General features: G+C 70.0%; 16 protein-coding genes. 3 read left to right on the forward strand and 13 right to left on the reverse strand.

Features of this window, described 5'->3' with window-relative positions; translation table 11 throughout:
* Window positions 1-13 precede the first annotated feature (13 nt).
* The 9 genes from gspD to gspG form a co-directional block, all read right to left on the reverse strand.
* Window positions 14-2,638 carry a type II secretion system secretin GspD gene (gene gspD, locus KW843_RS01365; RefSeq protein WP_218293307.1) on the reverse strand — a complete coding sequence of 875 codons (2,625 nt, stop codon included), beginning with the start codon at window positions 2,636-2,638 and terminating at the stop codon, window positions 14-16.
* Between the two features lie 4 nt (window positions 2,639-2,642).
* On the reverse strand, window positions 2,643-3,458 hold the full coding sequence (gene gspN / locus KW843_RS01370; protein WP_369641434.1) for a type II secretion system protein N: 816 nt from the start codon (window positions 3,456-3,458) through the stop codon (window positions 2,643-2,645).
* A 50-nt stretch (window positions 3,459-3,508) separates the two neighbouring features.
* Complete coding sequence (gene gspM, locus KW843_RS01375) at window positions 3,509-4,057, reverse strand: type II secretion system protein GspM (RefSeq protein WP_218293308.1); 549 nt, start codon at window positions 4,055-4,057, stop codon at window positions 3,509-3,511.
* The gene (gene gspL / locus KW843_RS01380) at window positions 4,054-5,352 is read right to left on the reverse strand and encodes a type II secretion system protein GspL (protein WP_218293309.1); all 1,299 of its coding nucleotides are present in this window, start codon (window positions 5,350-5,352) and stop codon (window positions 4,054-4,056) included. The genes gspM and gspL overlap by 4 nt, the downstream gene beginning before the upstream one ends.
* Before the next feature lie 83 nt (window positions 5,353-5,435).
* Window positions 5,436-6,446 (reverse strand): type II secretion system minor pseudopilin GspK, encoded by a 1,011-nt coding sequence (gene gspK / locus KW843_RS01385; RefSeq protein WP_218293310.1) that lies wholly within the window; start codon window positions 6,444-6,446, stop codon window positions 5,436-5,438.
* A gap of 80 nt (window positions 6,447-6,526) precedes the next feature.
* Window positions 6,527-7,153, reverse strand: coding sequence for a general secretion pathway protein GspJ (locus tag KW843_RS01390; RefSeq protein WP_218293311.1), 627 nt, complete (start codon window positions 7,151-7,153; stop codon window positions 6,527-6,529).
* Between the two features lie 178 nt (window positions 7,154-7,331).
* On the reverse strand, window positions 7,332-7,718 hold the full coding sequence (gspI, locus tag KW843_RS01395) for a type II secretion system minor pseudopilin GspI (RefSeq protein ID WP_218293312.1): 387 nt from the start codon (window positions 7,716-7,718) through the stop codon (window positions 7,332-7,334).
* Window positions 7,715-8,233 (reverse strand): prepilin-type N-terminal cleavage/methylation domain-containing protein, encoded by a 519-nt coding sequence (locus KW843_RS01400; protein WP_255594485.1) that lies wholly within the window; start codon window positions 8,231-8,233, stop codon window positions 7,715-7,717. The genes gspI and KW843_RS01400 overlap by 4 nt, the downstream gene beginning before the upstream one ends.
* Before the next feature lie 31 nt (window positions 8,234-8,264).
* Window positions 8,265-8,717, reverse strand: a complete 453-nt coding sequence (gene gspG, locus KW843_RS01405; RefSeq protein WP_370628420.1) for a type II secretion system major pseudopilin GspG — start codon at window positions 8,715-8,717, stop codon at window positions 8,265-8,267.
* Window positions 8,718-8,765: 48 nt separating this feature from the next.
* Between gspG and KW843_RS01410 the strand changes: the two genes are divergently transcribed.
* A complete protein-coding gene (locus KW843_RS01410; RefSeq protein WP_218293313.1) occupies window positions 8,766-9,221 on the forward strand; it encodes a type II secretion system protein N in 456 nt (151 codons plus the stop codon).
* A gap of 43 nt (window positions 9,222-9,264) precedes the next feature.
* On the opposite strand, the gene KW843_RS01415 is transcribed toward KW843_RS01410, so the two are convergent.
* The 3 genes from KW843_RS01415 to ilvA form a co-directional block, all read right to left on the reverse strand.
* Complete coding sequence (locus tag KW843_RS01415; protein WP_218293314.1) at window positions 9,265-9,855, reverse strand: histidine phosphatase family protein; 591 nt, start codon at window positions 9,853-9,855, stop codon at window positions 9,265-9,267.
* On the reverse strand, window positions 9,852-10,658 hold the full coding sequence (gene cobS, locus KW843_RS01420) for an adenosylcobinamide-GDP ribazoletransferase (protein WP_218293315.1): 807 nt from the start codon (window positions 10,656-10,658) through the stop codon (window positions 9,852-9,854). The genes KW843_RS01415 and cobS overlap by 4 nt, the downstream gene beginning before the upstream one ends.
* A gap of 86 nt (window positions 10,659-10,744) precedes the next feature.
* The gene (ilvA, locus tag KW843_RS01425; protein WP_218293316.1) at window positions 10,745-12,307 is read right to left on the reverse strand and encodes a threonine ammonia-lyase, biosynthetic; all 1,563 of its coding nucleotides are present in this window, start codon (window positions 12,305-12,307) and stop codon (window positions 10,745-10,747) included.
* 359 nt (window positions 12,308-12,666) lie between these two features.
* Between ilvA and KW843_RS01430 the strand changes: the two genes are divergently transcribed.
* Window positions 12,667-13,116 carry an OsmC family protein gene (locus tag KW843_RS01430; RefSeq protein ID WP_218293317.1) on the forward strand — a complete coding sequence of 150 codons (450 nt, stop codon included), beginning with the start codon at window positions 12,667-12,669 and terminating at the stop codon, window positions 13,114-13,116.
* A 70-nt stretch (window positions 13,117-13,186) separates the two neighbouring features.
* Here the strand turns inward: KW843_RS01430 and coq7 are convergent, their stop codons facing one another.
* Entirely contained in the window at window positions 13,187-13,804 is a 618-nt protein-coding gene (coq7, locus tag KW843_RS01435) for a 2-polyprenyl-3-methyl-6-methoxy-1,4-benzoquinone monooxygenase (RefSeq protein ID WP_218293318.1), read from the reverse strand.
* A gap of 316 nt (window positions 13,805-14,120) precedes the next feature.
* Here coq7 and KW843_RS01440 point away from each other — a divergent pair, with 316 nt between their 5' ends.
* A complete protein-coding gene (locus KW843_RS01440; protein ID WP_218293319.1) occupies window positions 14,121-15,179 on the forward strand; it encodes a porin in 1,059 nt (352 codons plus the stop codon).
* The last annotated feature ends 200 nt before the right edge of the window (window positions 15,180-15,379 follow it).

A 15,379-nucleotide genomic window follows, 5' to 3' on the forward strand; every position in this document is an offset into this window, starting at 1 on the left:
GGGGGCTCGGTCCTCAGAGCGCCTGGGCCGCCACCGTGGCGTTCAAGGCCGTCTGGCTGCGCACCGTGGCCGCAGCCGCCTGGGCGGCGTCTTCCGTGGCGAACGGGCCTACGCGCACACGGGTGGCTTTGCCCCGGTTGGTTTCCACCGCCTGCAGGGACAGCGGCAGCGCGGAGTCGCGCAGCTTGGCCATCGCGCTCCTGGACTGGGCGTCCTGGCCCATCACGCCGACGTTCACGTAGTACAGGGGCACCGGCACCTTGGCCATGGGCGTGGCGGCGGTGCCGGGCTGGGCCGGGGCGCTGCTTTGTGGGGCCGTGGCGGGGTTGACTGGCTGGGGCGCGGGCACCGGGGTCAGCTGCTGCTGCTGTTGCTGCTGCAGGGGCGCCGGCATGGCGGCGGGGGCGGTGCGTTCGGGTGCCACGGGCAGTGCGGGCAGCACCGGGGCCCCCGATACCGTACCCATCATCAGGCTAGGGGCGGGCTGGGTGGCGTGCTGCAGCGCCCGGATGGCTTCGTAGCGGTCCACCACCAGGGCGTCGCTGGTCGCGTTGTCGCGCACCACGATGGGGCGCAGGAAGATCATCAGGTTGGTCTTGCGGCGCGAGCGGTTCTCGCTCTTGAACAGGTTGCCCACCACGGGCAGGTCGCCCATCACGGGCACCTTGTCTTCGCCCTGCGAGTAGGTGTCCTCCAGCAGGCCGCCGATGACGATGATGCTGCCGTCGTCCACCACCACGTTCGATTCGACCGCACGCTTGCTGGTGGTGGGGCCGGTGGCGTTGGACAGGGTGGAGCGGTCGATCTTGGAGATCTCCTGGTAGATCGCCATTTTCACGGTGCCGTTCTCGCCGATCTGCGGGCGCACCTTGAGCATCAGGCCCACGTCCTTGCGCTCCACGGTGTTGAACGGGTTCACTGTGCCGCTGTTGCCGGTGTTCGCATACGAGCCCGTGACGAAGGGCACGTTGTCGCCGATGAGGATGCGCGCCTCCTCGTTGTCCAGCGTCATCAGATTGGGGGTGGACAACACGTTGGCGTCGCCGCTGTTCTGCAGGAAGTTGGCCAGCGCGCCCAGGTAGTACTGGCCGTTGATGCGCGGCGCGAGCGCCAGGTTCAGGCCCCCGCCCAGGCCGCCCGCGGCGGTGGCGATGCTGCTGGCACTGCCCGACGCCAGCGCGGCGGTCAGCCCCAGGATGTTGGCGCCGGCCGCGCCGGAGTTGGTGCCGATCACACCCACCGTGCCGTCCCCCTGCTTGCCCAGGATGCCCTGCCACTGGATGCCGAACTGCGCCACTTTGTTGGCCGACACCTCCACGATCAGACTTTCCACCAGCACCTGCGCGCGGCGGCCGTCGAGCTTGTCGATGACGGTGCGCAGCTGGCGGTACAGCGGCTCGGGCGCCGTGATGATGAGCGAGTTGGTCGTCGGGTCGGCCTGGATCTGGCCGCCGGTGGAGGGCTGGTTGTTGTTGGTGCTGCTGGTGCCCATGCTGGAGCTGCCAGAGCCCAGGCCGGAGTTGCTGCCGCCCCCGGACAGGCTGCTGCCCGTGGACAGCATGCTGCCGCTGTTGTTGCCACCGCCCACGCCTGCGCTGGGCGCCGCCGGTGCGGCGCTTGCGCCCGCGCCGCCGCCACCCGTGTTGCCGCTGCCGCCCATGGCCGCCATCGCGGCGCGCAGGGTGGTGGCCAGCTTGGTGGCGTCGGCATTCTTCAGGTAGACCACGTGGATGTTGCCGGTGGCCGCACTGCTGCCGGGCGCGGGCGCCTGGTCGAGCTGCGCCACCAGCGCGCGCACCTGGGCCACGCGGGCCGGGTTGGCCGCGCGCAGGATCAGCGCGTTGCTGCGCGGCTCGGCGATCAGCGTGGTCTTGAACGAGGTGTCGGTCTGGCCCTGTGCGCCTGGCGCGCCGGGGGTGGCGCCGCTGCCGCCGTCGATCAGGCGCGCCACCAGCGGCGCGAGGTCGGTGGCGACGGCGTTGCGCAGAGGGATCACTTCCACGTCGCTGGCGTTGGAGACATCCATGGCCGCCACGATGCGCGCCAGGCGTTGCAGGTTGTCGGCGTAGTCGGTGATCACCAGCGAGTTGTTGCCGGGGTTCACGTTGATGGTGTTGTTGGGGCTGATCAGCGGGCGCAGCACGGGCACGAGGTTGGCCGCGTTCTCGAAGTTGAGCTTGAAGATCTGCGTGACGATCTGCCCGCCCCCGGGCGCGCTGCCGGCGTTGCCCTGCACCACGCTCACGCTGCCGCCCTGCAGCTTGGCGTCGGCCTCGGGCACCACCTTGTACAGGCCTGCGGCCTCCACCACCGTGAAGCCCTGCAGGCGCAGCGCGGCCAGGAACTGCTGGAAGGCGGCGGCGGGTGTCACGGCCCGTTCGGTGACCAGGTTGAGCTGGCCCTTGACGCGGGGATCGACCACCACGTTGCGGCCGGTGATGGTGGCCATGGTGCGCGCCACCGCCTCGATCTCGGCATTGGCGAAGTTCAGCGTGACCGGTTCGCCCGAGCGCACGCTGCCGGTGCTGGTGTCAATGGCGGTCTGCGCAATGATCTGGCCGCCAGCGCAGGTCAGTAAAACGCTGAAAGCTATTGTTTTGAGAGCAAAACCCGGGCGGTGCGAAAACAAGGAAGTCATAGGTTCAACCCACGGTGATGATGGAGCGCGCGCCGCTGCGCCGTCCGATGATGTTCAGGAGATTGGACAGGGCGGCCTCGCGCTCGGGGGTGGCGCTGGCCTCGCCCGCAAACCGCAGGCGCTGGCCCACCCACTGGCCGGTGCCGCTGAGCTGCAGGTGGCCGTCGAGCGTGCTGAGCGTGAGCGCGGGCACCTCGCCGCCCGCCAGCAGCAGCCGGTAGCTGCCCATGGGCCGCAGGGTGGACAGGCGCGAGGACATGGCCCGCGCATCCATCTGGGCCTGGCCCTCCAGCACCATGCGGCCCGCGGTCCAGCTGAAGGCCAGGCCGCGCGTCTGCAGCGTGAGCTGGCCTTGGGGCTGCAAGGTGTTCCAGGGAGTCCCGAGCCCGGCCAGGATGGCGGCGGGCCACTGGCTTTGGCCATCGGCCAGGGTCAGCCGGGGGCCGGCCCAGCGGGCCTGTGCGTGCAGCTGCAGGGGCTCGGGCGTGCAGCAGCTCGCATGCAGCTGGGCGCGCAGGCCGGCGAGGCCGGGGCGCAACCGCCACTCCACCCGGCCGGGCAGGGCCGCGCGGTCCTGGCTCGCCGCGCCGCCGGTCAGCACCAGCTGGGCCGAGCCGGTCCAGACCGTGCCGCGCGCCTGCAGCAGTTGCACCTGGCCATTGGTGGCGCGGGCCAGGCCCCGCGCCAGCCAGTGCGCTGGCGCGAAGGCCAGCACGGCGGGCAGCACGCCGGCCACGGCGCCCGCCAGCGCCCAGCCCCAGGCGGAGCGCGGGGCACGGACGGGAGGCTTGCGGGTGCGGGTGCGGGTGCTGGTGGCCACGTTGAGGGAATATCTGTCTGTCTGTCGGCTGGTCTGTCTGGCGGGCCGTGTCAGCGCTGGGCTGGCAGGGCGAGGACCAGCGTGCCGTCCCAGCGCGGCATGGCCGAGGCCGGAGCGCCCAGGACGGCGGGTGCCGCGGTGCCCGGGGGAGGGGCGGCCGGGGCGCTGCGGGCCAGCCGCGCCTCCACCGGCGTGGCCCGTGCGTTGCTGCGCGCCTGGGCCAGCCACTGGCCCAGGGCGTCGGCGGGCGCGCCCTTGAGCGTCACCGTGGCGCGGTCGCCCACCACATTGAGCTGGGCGGTGTTGCCCAGGCGCTGGGTCAGGGCGGTGCGCAGCGCGCCCACCGCGTCGCCGGTGCTGGTGCGCGGGGCGGATTGCAGCTGCTGGGCCTCGGCCTGCAGGCCCTGCATGTGCTGAAGCTGCGTGTCGAGCGCGGCATGGCGGGCGGGCGCGGTCCGCAGCGTGGACAGGGCGGGGGCCACGGCCACCCACCACAGCAGGGCGAGGGCGATCAGGCCGCCCGCGGCCAGGACCAGTGTTTGTTCGCGGGGTGCCAGCGCCTGCCAGCGGTCCCGCAGCGCGGTGGTGTTGCGTGTCATGGGGTGCCTTGCGCATGGGGCCGTGGGCCGCCTTCGGCGGCGCTCATCAGCAGGCTGCCGTCTTCCAGCCGCACCCGGTAGCCCGCGGCTTCCAGGCGGGCGCTGAGCGCGGGTTCCTCGTCGGGGGCCAGCGCCACGCCGCGCAGGCGCAGCTCGCCAGGGGTGTATTCGATGCCGGTGGGCTGTCGGCCGCTGGGCAGGGCCGTGCCCGCAGCGGCCAGCAGGGGCTCCAGGTCGCGCGCCGAGACGCTGCCGGCGGCCTGCCGCAGCTGCGCCAGCTCGCGCTCCATCTGCACGGGGGCATCCACCACCACCTGCACCTTGGGGAAGGTCTGGGTCAGCGTGGCGCGCACCGCGGCCTGCTTGGCCGCCAGCGCCTGGCGCTCCTGCCAGGCCCAGGCGTTGAGTCCCACCAGATGGGCCGCGGCAAGCAGCCCGGCACCCCAGCGCGCCGCGCGCCACTGGGGGGCGTACAGCAGTGCGCTGGCCACGCTGCCCGCCTTGCGCAGCGCGCGCGTGCGTCCCGTGCTGGCCAGGTCGAACTGGGCCAGGTCCCAGTCGCCGCGCGCGGCTTCCAGCGCCCGCTGGCTGGCCGTGTGCAGCGCCGCGCGCTGGCCCAGGGTGCGTTCCGCGAGGGCCGCCACGGCGGGCTCGGCGCGCACGACGGGAGCGTCGCCGTCCTCGCCGGAAGCCGCCTGGGCGGGCATGCCCGCGCGGGCCAGCGCCATGGCCATGTTCGACAGGGGCAGCACGGCCACGCCGTGGTCCGCGCCCTGGCCCGTCAGGACCACGCAGGCGTCCTCGGGCGTGCCCAGCACGCACAGTTCGGGGCGGCCGCTGGCGGTCGGGCCGGGGGCGAACTCGGGCACCACGCGCGCCACGCGGCGGCCCGCGGCCTCCAGCGCCTGCAGGTTCTCGCGCAGCCAGGCGCGGTCGCACACGGCCACCCACACGGGTTCGCCGGGGTGCGCCGCGGGCTGGATCGCGAAGTGCAGCTGGGAGGCATCGTCAAGCACGCGGTCTTCGAGCAGCCCCTCCAGAACGGACCGCAGGCGCGGTGTCTGCTGCCCGGCGCCCAGGGGCAGGCCGGGAGGCAGCTGCACCTTCTGCCACGACAGCGCCCGCGCGGGCACCACGGCCACGACCTCGCCGCCAGGGCGCGTGGGCTCGGGCAGCAGCGCCGCCGGGGCGCTGGCATGTCGGATGGCGGTGTGTCCGTCCGCCGTCAGCGTGTAGCTGTACTCGGTGGCGGGGCCCGGGCGGGCGGGCGGCAGGAAAAGGATGAGGGTGCTCATGGACGGGTTTTGCGGGCCATTTTAGGGGGAGGGCTTGACAGTGCAGGGCCCAACCCGCGGATGTGTTGCGGATGTGTTGCGTCTCAGCGCGGAGGCTGCGGCGCGGCCCCGGTGTTTTCGCGGTCAAAAGCGCCGCGTTCGCGCCACAGCGTGGTCACCTCGATACCCTGTTTGCGCACCAGCGATCGCTCGTCCACCATCGCATCGCCCAGGCGCAGGCGGCCCCGCACCTCGAAGTAGGAGGAGGCCACCGCATGGGCGCCTTCATTGATGTCGATGTTCGCGCCCAGCAGGTCGCGCACTTCGCTCAGGGTGCGGAAATGCCGTGCCTCGCGGACCTGCAGGATCTTCTGGGCGCTGGCCATGTCCAGGCCGTCGATGGCGGCCAGCAGCACGTCGATGTCGGCGGTGTTGATGTTGACCGGGGTGCGCACGGGCAGCAACGCCACGTGCGGGGTCAGGCGGGCCACGGTGGCGGGCGCCAGGCCCAGCCAGCCCAGCTGGGACACGGTGGGTGGCATCAGTGGCGCCGTACTGCTGTCGCTGCCCGTCGTGGCCTGTGCCTGCCGCAGGGCCTGCGCGAGCAGGCCGAGCTCCTGCTGCGGCAGCCCCAGGCGTTCGAACAGCCGCGTGAACTGCCGCATCGCCACGGCCTGCTCGGGCCCGGTGGCCGCCAGGTTCATGAGATTCATGCGGCCTTGCATGTCCGAGATCTGCCCCGACAGGAAGGCCTCGGTGGTGTCGGTGCTGGCGTCGTCCACCTGGCTCACGTTCTTGTCCGCCGCGAGAAAGGTCGACAGCCGCGCCTCCTGCAGCGGCACGGCCCAGGGCTCGGCCAGGTGGTCGGCGCCGCCCGAGCGGCCATCCTCGCGCAGGATCAGGCGCGACCAGTCGAGCGCGCCGACCAGGATCCAGGTGGACTGCACGCGGCCGCGCTCGGCCGTCTCGACCTCCACCGCGCGCCACTGCTGCCACATGGCCGCGGCCGCGAAGGTGGCCACCAGCGTGACGGTGAGCATGGCCAGCAGCAAAGCGGCCCCCCGTGAGGCGCTGCGCGCCTTCCCTCTCTCTCGCTGCGCGGGAGGGAGACGCATCCGGTGGCCCGGCAAAGCCGGTTCCACGGGGGCACTGGCGTTGGCCGTGCCAGCGTCATGGGTGCGTGGTGCGCGGCGCCTCACGATCTGCCTCCGCCCAGCACCGGGTTCACCCAGTCGCGCGTGAGGCGCCCGACCAGGGCCTGGCCTGGCGGCAGGGTGATCTGCAGGCGCACGCCGTCGGGGATGGCCGCCGCGCCGCTCGCGCTGGCGCCGCTGCTGGAGAGCGGGTTGGACCAGGCGCCGCCCCGGTAGTAGAAGATCTGCCAGTCCGCCAGCGGCAGCAGCGTCATCTCGTGGCGCCGCTCGGCCTCGCCCGGCGTGCGCGCCCATTGCGCCGCCAGCTGCCAGGCCTCCTGCCATTGGGCGCGCGTGCGCACCGGGGGAGACTGCCAGCGCATCCACTGGCCCTCGCCCTGGGCGCCCCGGCGTGTCCAGGCCACCACCAGGGCGCCTTCGTCGGGCACGGCGCTGCTGCGCCGCGTCAGGCGCAGCACCTGGCCGTCCCAGTCGAGCGGCGTGGTGTTGGCGATCGGCGTGAGCGCATCCAGGTCCGTGCCCCATTGGCCCAGCGCCGCCTGCAGCACCAGCATTTCATCCGCCCGCTGGCGCGTGATCTCCTGCGCCCGCACCATGCCATCGAGCCCGCGCCAGCTCAGGATGGCCAGCAGGCTCATCACCGCAATCGCCAGCAGCAGTTCGACCAAGGTGAAGCCACCGTGAGTGCGACGTGACGGATTCCTTCTGACATGCGGCCGCGCATCGCCGGAGGCCGTGGAACCTGGCGCGCCCCAACGCCAGTGCCACCGTGGAACTGGCTTTGCCAGGCCACGGGTGGCGTCCCCCTGGGGGGAAGGCGCGAAGCGACTCAGGGGGGGCATCTGGTCAATACCTTCCAATGATGGTCGAGATGCGCAGGATGGAGTTGTCGCCATCCAGCACCTGCGCGTCCACGCGGCGAAAGCTCGGGTTGGGCGTGGGGCGCACGCTCACGGCGACGGTGAGCGTGCGCCCCGCCTGTTCGCAGGCGAGCGTGCTGTCGCCCACGCTGGGCATCTGGCGCGACAGGCGGGTGTACACGAGCTCGTTCTCGGCGCACAGCTGGGCCAGCACGATGTCCGACTGGCGCAGCGCGTTGCGGGTGAGCGCGGTGGTGGCCTGCAGGCCCGCCATGAGGGCGATGGCGACGATGCCCAGCGCCACCAGCACTTCCACCAGCGTGAAGCCGCGCTGCGGCGCGCTGCGTCGATCCGGGCGCGGGCGGCTGCTCACTGGACCGGCTCGACGGTGAAGGGGCGCACGCCATCGGTGGCGACGCGCAGCGCGCGTTCGGGATGGGCGTGGTGGGTGATCAGCACCTGCTGCGGGCCGATGAGCGGCTCCGGTCCCAGCACCAGCATGGTGGGGGCGCGCGCCGTGGTGCCCGCATCCAGCCACTGGCTGGGCAGCGCCTGCAGCGCGCTGGGCGGCAGCCCTTCGAAGCGGAACCCGCGTGCCTCGGTGCGCCAGCGCACGGGCATGCCGCCGGCGCGCGACTGCGCGCGCGCGGATTCCAGCAATGCCGCCAGCCGGGCCGCCTCGCGCTCGATCAGCGTCTGCCCGCTGTCGCGCATCGCCACGCCCACGCCCGCCGTGGCGAGCGCGATGATGCTGATGACCACCAGCAGCTCCAGCAGCGTGAAGCCCCCCTGGGCCGCTGCGCGGCGTCCCCGCAGAGGGGCCGGGCCACCGGTGGCCCGGCCAGGCCGGTTCCACGGCATCCCCGGCCTGGGGCGCGCCAGTGTCATGGGGCGGGGGTGCACGGCGAAGGGCCGGCCCTCATTGCCAACTGCCAATATCGGCATCCTTGCCTTCGCCGCCGGACTGGCCATCGGCGCCGAACGACATCACGTCGATCTCGCCCTTGATGCCGGGGTTCAGGTACTGGTACGGGCGGCCCCAGGGGTCGTTGGGCAGTTTTTCGAGGTACAGCTTCCAGTTGTTGGGCACCGGGCCCGAGGTGGGCTTGACGATCAGCGACGGCAGGCCCTGCTCGGCCGTGGGGTAGCGCTGGTTGTCCAGGCGGTACAGCTTGAGCGCCTGCATGATGTTGGTGATGTCGGTGCGGGCTGCCGTCACGCGGGCGTCGTCGGCACGCTCGAGCACATTGGGCACGATGAGGGCGGCCAGCACGCCGATGATGACGAGCACCACCATCAGCTCGATGAGGGTGAAGCCCCGGGAGAGGCTGCGGCGGGCGGAGCGCAAGAGGAAGGGGAGGGAAGTGTTCACTGCTGGCGGTCTCTCGGATGGTCGGATCGCGTGAATCATAATCCCCGCATGGTGACCAATTCACACAGCAAATGGGGCGTGCGCCTGGGGACCCTGGCGCTCTGGGCCGCGGCGGGCGCCAGCGTGGTCTTCTGGGGCCTGCGCCTGTCGGCGCCGGCGGGCGGCATCGCCGCGCCCGCGGTGTTGCCAGCGCCGGTGGCGCCCGACGCGCAGGCGCTGGCCCGCCTCCTCGGGGCGGTGGCGTCCCCGGCGGGCGCTGCGCCCGCGCCCGCTGCGCCCACGCTGGCCAGCCGGTTCGCGCTGATCGGGGTGCTCTCGGGGCGCAGCAGCGGCGGCGGTGCCGCGCTGATCGCGGTGGATGGCAAGCCGGCCAGGCCCTTCCGCGTGGGCGCGGCGGTGGACGAGGGGCTGGTGCTGCAGGCGCTGGGCCCGCGCCAGGCGCAACTGGGCGCCGAGGTGGGAGGCGCCGCCACGCTCACGCTGGACATGCCCCTGAAGCGCTGACCCGGCGCGTGGCGGGCGCAGTCGCCCGCCAGGGCCTCCGCTCTCAGATGCCCCGGTGGGCGATGTCCCACTCGCCCCAGCCCGGCGCGGCAAGGGGCCATTCTTCGGAGCGCGGCAGCTCGCCCCCACGTGCCTGCAGCCAGGCCACGCAGCGGATCACGCCGGCATGGGTGATCCAGGCCACATCCCGTGCGGTTTCTTCTGCGGGCGGGAGGGAATGCAGCGCGGCTGCCACGCGCTCCAGCATGGCCGCCAGGCTTTCACCATTCCCGGGGCGGTAGCTGGCGAACGCGGCCGTCCAGGCGTCGATGTCGGAGCGGGCGATGGCATCCCAGGCCAGCCCTTCCCAGCTGCCAAAGTCCATTTCGCGCAGGCGGGCGTCGGGTTTGGGTATCAAATCAGGCCGCAGCGCTTGCAATTCCATCGCAAGCTGCTCACATCTTTGTAGCGTGGAGTGGAACACCTGGATCCCGGGTGGCAGGGTGGTGGCCAGGCGTTCCGCGGCGGCGCGGGTGGCGGCGGGGTCGGCGGGGACGTCCAGCGCGCCGTAGCAGATGCCGGGCGCCACCCGCGGCTGGGCATGGCGCACCAGCCAGAGGCGGGCGCCGCGCTGCGGTCGGGCCACGGGCTTCACATCCAGCGCAGGGCCAGCGCCGCGCCCAGGTAGAAGCCGATTTCGCTGACCTGCTGCGTGGCGCCCAGGCAATCCCCCGTGAACCCCCGCAGCCGGCGCGCAAACCAGCGGGCCATCCAGGCGGCGGCGAGGGCGCTCAGCACAATGGCTGCTACTAAATATGTAGCTGATTGCGCTTTCCAGACAAGCGCCAGCGGCACAAAACACCATGAAAATGCCGTCGCCAGCGCAGTGCCCGAGATCTGGTCGGCCAGCGGCTTGCTTTTGGAGCGGGCGGTGTCCCCCACATGCGGCAGGCTGCGCACGATGAGCAGGGGCCAGAAACGCGACACCACATGGGCCCCCGCCAGCGCGGCCACGGCGGCCAGCAGGCTGTGGGAGCCCAGCAGCGCCAGCACGCTGAGCTTGGCCAGCAGCGCCAGCACCAGGGCCATGGCACCGAACGCGCCGATGCGCGAGTCCTTCATGATGTCCAGCGCCCGCTCGCGGTCGGCACTGCCGCCCAGGCCGTCGGCCACATCGGCCAGGCCGTCCTCGTGGAAGCCGCCGGTCATCAGCACCGTGGCGATGGTGCAGAACACGGCGGCCACGGCCGGTGCCAGCGGATTGGGCGCCAGCGCCCAGTGAAGCGCGGCATAGACGCCCGCCGCGAGCAGCGCCGCCAACCAGCCAATGCCCGGAAAGTGCGCCGCGCTGGCGCGCAGCATGGCGGGGCTGTAGCCCACCCACTGCGCCAGCCGCCCGGTCACCGGGATGCGCGTGAAGAACTGCACGGCCAGCAGGTAGTGGCGCAGGGCTTGCATGGACGGGCGGAGGAGGCTATGTCAGATTTGATAGCTGCCAGCGCTGGTTGGATAAGCGCTGGAGGCCGGTTCGACCCATATCCTGGTCACTTGGAACGCAGGAACAGCCGGTAGGCCGGGTTCAGCGTCTCTTCCACGTATGGGTAGCCCAGCGTGGCCAGGAAGGCGTCGAACGTGGCGGTGTCCTCGGGCGGCACCTGCATGCCCACGAGGATGCGGCCGTAGTCGGCGCCCTGGTTGCGGTAGTGGAACAGGCTGATGTTCCAGGTCGGCTGCATCAGGCTCAGGAACTTGAGCAGCGCGCCCGGCCGCTCGGGGAAGGTGAAGCGCATCAGCCGCTCGTCCTGCGCCAGCGCCGAATGGCCGCCCACCAGGTGGCGCAGGTGTTCCTTGGCCAGTTCGTCGTGGGTCAGGTCCAGCGCCTCGAAGCCGTGGCGGCCGAAGTTCCGGGCGATCTTGTCCGATTCGCCCTTGCCGTTGGTGGTCAGGCCCACGAACACATGGGCCTTGGCGGCGTCGCTGATGCGGTAGTTGAACTCGGTCACGTTGCGCGCGCCGCCGGGCAGGTCGCCCACCACCTCGCAAAAGCGCCGGAAACTGCCGCGTTCCTCGGGGATGGTCACGGCGAACAGCGCCTCGCGCTCCTCGCCCACCTCGGCGCGCTCGGCCACGAAGCGCAGGCGGTCGAAGTTCATGTTGGCGCCGCACAGGATGGCGGCGTAGGTCTCGCCCCGGGTCTTGTTCTCGGCCACGTACTGTTTGATGGCGGCCACGGCCAGGGCCCCCGCGGGCTCGACGATGCTGCGCGTGTCCACGAAGATGTCCTTGATGGCGGCGCAGACGGCGTCGGTGTCCACGGTGATGAAGCCGTCCACCAGGCCGCTGTGGGTGATGCGGAAGGTTTCCTCGCCCACGAGCTTGACGGCCGTGCCGTCCGAGAACAGGCCCACATCGGGCAGCGTGACGCGCTGGTGCGCGTTGACCGACTGGATCATCGCGTCCGAGTCGTTCATCTGTACCCCGATCACCTTGATCTCGGGCCGCACGGCCTTGATGTAGTTGGCCACGCCAGAGATGAGCCCGCCGCCGCCGATGGCCACGAACACGGCATCGAGCTGGTTGCTGCCCAGGCTTTGCAGCTGGCGCAGGATCTCCATGGCGATGGTGCCCTGGCCCGCGATCACGTCCGGGTCGTCGAACGGGTGCACGAAGGTCAGGCCCTGTTCCTTTTCAAGCGTCACCGAGTGGCCGTAGGCGTCGGAATAGCTCTCGCCAAACAGCACGACCTCGCCACCCAGCGTCTTCACGGCATCGATCTTGAGCTGCGGCGTGGTGGTCGGCATCACGATGACCGCGCGGGCGCCCAGCTTGTGGGCGCTCATGGCCACGCCCTGCGCGTGGTTGCCGGCCGAGGCGCAGATCACTCCGCGCGCGAGCTGCTCGGGCGTGAGGTGCGCCATCTTGTTGTAGGCGCCGCGCAGCTTGAAGCTGAACACCGCCTGCTGGTCCTCGCGCTTCAAGAGCACCTTGTTGTGCAGGCGGCGGCTGAGGTTCTTGGCGGGCTCCAGCGCCGACTCCACCGCCACGTCGTACACGCGGGCGGTCAGGATTTTCTTCAGGTAGTCGGCGGGAGTGAGGTGCTGGGTCATGGCGGGAGCTGGTGGGGCCGCCGCTGGACAGCGGCGGGGGCCACATCATAGGGCGTCGGTTTCCGGCCTGGCCCGGACGCCACACGGGCGGCGCGCGGCCGGACCGGCCAAAAAAAAGCCCCGGGCCGTGAGGCCTGGGGCTAATCCATCCTTTGAGGAGATGGAGGAGACAATCGGTGCGGGGCAAGTACCGGATTCCGGACTTCTTGCCGCCTGCCGTTTCCTTTTTGTTCGAAACCGGCAGCGCATGGGCGAAGTTTAGCGCGAGTCTTGTTGCGATGCAGCAAAATTCGCATCAAATTCTTTTCGTTTCGGTTTTCCGTGCGAAAAAAACCACGTGTCACACAGGAGAAACACAAATGGAATGCACAGTCAGTTGGACGGGAGGGGCAGGAACACGCTCCGGCATGGGCTTCGTGGCCGAAACCGGCAGCGGCCATGTCCTGGCCATGGATGGCGCCCCCGATGCCGCCAATCCCGCCAATGGCGGGCAGAATCTGGCGCCCCGGCCCATGGAGACGGTGCTGGCCGGAACGGGTGGCTGCACCGCCTATGACGTGGTCCTGATCCTCAAGCGGGGCCGCCACGACGTGCGCGGCTGCAGCGTCAAGCTCACCACCGAGCGGGCCCAGACCGACCCCAAGGTGTTCACCAAGATCCACATGCATTTCACCGTGACGGGCAAGGGGATTCCCGCCGCGGCGGTGGAGCGCGCCATTGCCATGAGCCACGACAAATACTGCTCGGCCAGCATCATGCTCGGCAAGACCGCCGAGATCACCACCGGCTTCGAGGTGATCGAGGCCTGACGGCCGCCCCGAACCGCGGCGGGCGCCCGGGCCGCACGCACTTTCCCGGTGCAGGGCTCCGGGGGAACGGTCAGATGTAGTGCGCCGTGGTGGTCATCACCTTGGCGGCGGCCCTCATCGCGGCGCGGGCGGGTGCCGGCAGCTGCAGCGCGCCGGAGGCCCGCGCCTGCGCCGCGTGGCGCTCCTCGTCGTCCTTCATTCGGGCCACCACGGCCCGTGAGGCCAGGTCCTGCGCGGGAAGCCGCGCAAGGTGGCCCTGCAAATGCGCCGCCACCTGGTTTTCCGTCTCCGCCACGAACCCCAGGCTGGCCCGGTCGCTCACCTTGGCCGCTACCAGGCCCAGCGCGAAGGCGCCCGCGAACCACAGCGGATTGAGCAGGCTGGGGCGTGCTCCCAGGGCCTCCAGGCGCCCGCGCGTCCAGGCCAGATGGTCTGTTTCTTCCCGGGCGGCCTCCAGCAAGTGCACGCGCAACCCTGCATCGCGTGTGACTGCGGCCTGCGCCGTGTAGAGGGCTTGCGCACAGACTTCACCCACGTGATTGACCCGCATCAATGCCCCCGCCAGCTTCTTCTGGGCGGGGTCGAGGTCGGCTTCCGCGATGCCCAGGGCGGGCGTGGGCTCGCAGGCCCGGGGGGGCGCGAAAAGCGTGCGCAGGGCGTTGTCAGCGGCGGTCAGCAAGGGGTCCATGGCAGCTTTCAGGATGGCAAGGGGCAGGAAACACAATTTTCACTTGGATACAAATATTCGGCAGGTGCCGACGGGGGCCGCAAGGGTGCCGAAACCGATTTTGCTGGCGCTCCGTGAAATGTTGCAACACTGCAACGATTTTCCCCTTTCGGGTCGATTGTGGGTGAATTCCTTTGCGAAACCCGGCCGGGTCTGGTGCAATAAGAGCAACTTCCCCACCAGGAGGTTGGCCCGGGGAACCGGCGGGACTGTGCAGGTGCTTTCACCATAGACCCCCCGTACCGGCGCCCTATGTTTAACCTTGGAGTAACTCGCAATGAAAAAATCCCTGATTGCCCTGGCTGTGCTGGCTGCTTCCGGCGCTGCAATGGCTCAATCGTCCGTGACCCTGTTCGGCGTGGTTGATGCAACCTACGCTTACGGTTCCGGCAGCGTCGCTAACAAGTCCCAATTGACGAACTCCGGCTACAACAGCAGCCGTCTGGGTTTCCGCGGCGTTGAAGATCTGGGTGGCGGCATGTCCGCTTCGTTCTGGCTGGAAGCTGGTCTGAACAACGACAACGGCCAAGGCGCTGCTACCAACGCTACCAACCAAGGCGCCGCTGCTGCCCTGGGCAACGGCCAACAAGGCCTGACGTTCAACCGTCGTTCGACGGTCAGCCTGAACGGCGGCTTCGGTGAAGTGCGTCTGGGCCGTGACTACACGCCCCAATTCTGGAACCTGACCGTGTTCGATCCGTTCGGCACGAACGGTGTTGGCACGACCCAAACCCTGAACTCCAGCCTGGGTGGCCCAACCACCATCCGCGCTTCGAACGCCATCGGCTACTTCCTGCCTGGCAACCTGGGCGGCTTCTACGGCCAAGCACAGTACTACATGGGTGAAAACCTGAGCAACGCTGCCAACAAGAAGGACGGCAACGGCCTGGCTCTGCGCGCTGGTTACGCCAACGGCCCCATCAACGTGGCTCTGGCTTTCTCTGACACCAAGTTCCTGAGCGGCAACATCAAGGCTGTGAACGTGGGCGGTCAATACGATCTGGGCGTGGCCAAGATCATGGCTCACTACAACCAAGACGACATCAAGAACGGCAACGAAGGCAAGGGCTTCCTGATCGGTGGTCTGGTGCCAGTCGGCGCAGGCGAAATCCGTCTGTCTTACTCCACCTACAAGATCGAAACCCCCGGTGCTGATCCCCGCGCCAACAAGCTGGCTCTGGGCTACGTGCACAACCTGTCCAAGCGCACGGCTCTGTACGCAACGTACGCTCACGTGAGCAACAAGAACGGCTCCGCTCAGTCCCTGAACGGTTCCGTGACTGCTGCTGGCGAAAACTCCAACGGCTACGACTTCGGTATCCGTCACAGCTTCTAATATCAAGACTGGCCTTTGGCCAGTTGACGATATCAAAGCTAAAAAGCCGCCTTCGGGCGGCTTTTTTTTTGACCGACCGACTGACTGTTTGTCTGCGGTTGATTGCGGGAGTTGAATTGTGGATTGCCCGAGTGAACAATCCAGTGCTGGATGGCATGTAACTCCGGGTACATGCCTGCTGCCGCTGCAATGCCTGGCAC

The sequence above is a fragment of the Acidovorax sp. sif1233 genome, from assembly GCF_019218755.1.
Taxonomy (GTDB): Bacteria; Pseudomonadota; Gammaproteobacteria; order Burkholderiales; family Burkholderiaceae_C; genus Acidovorax.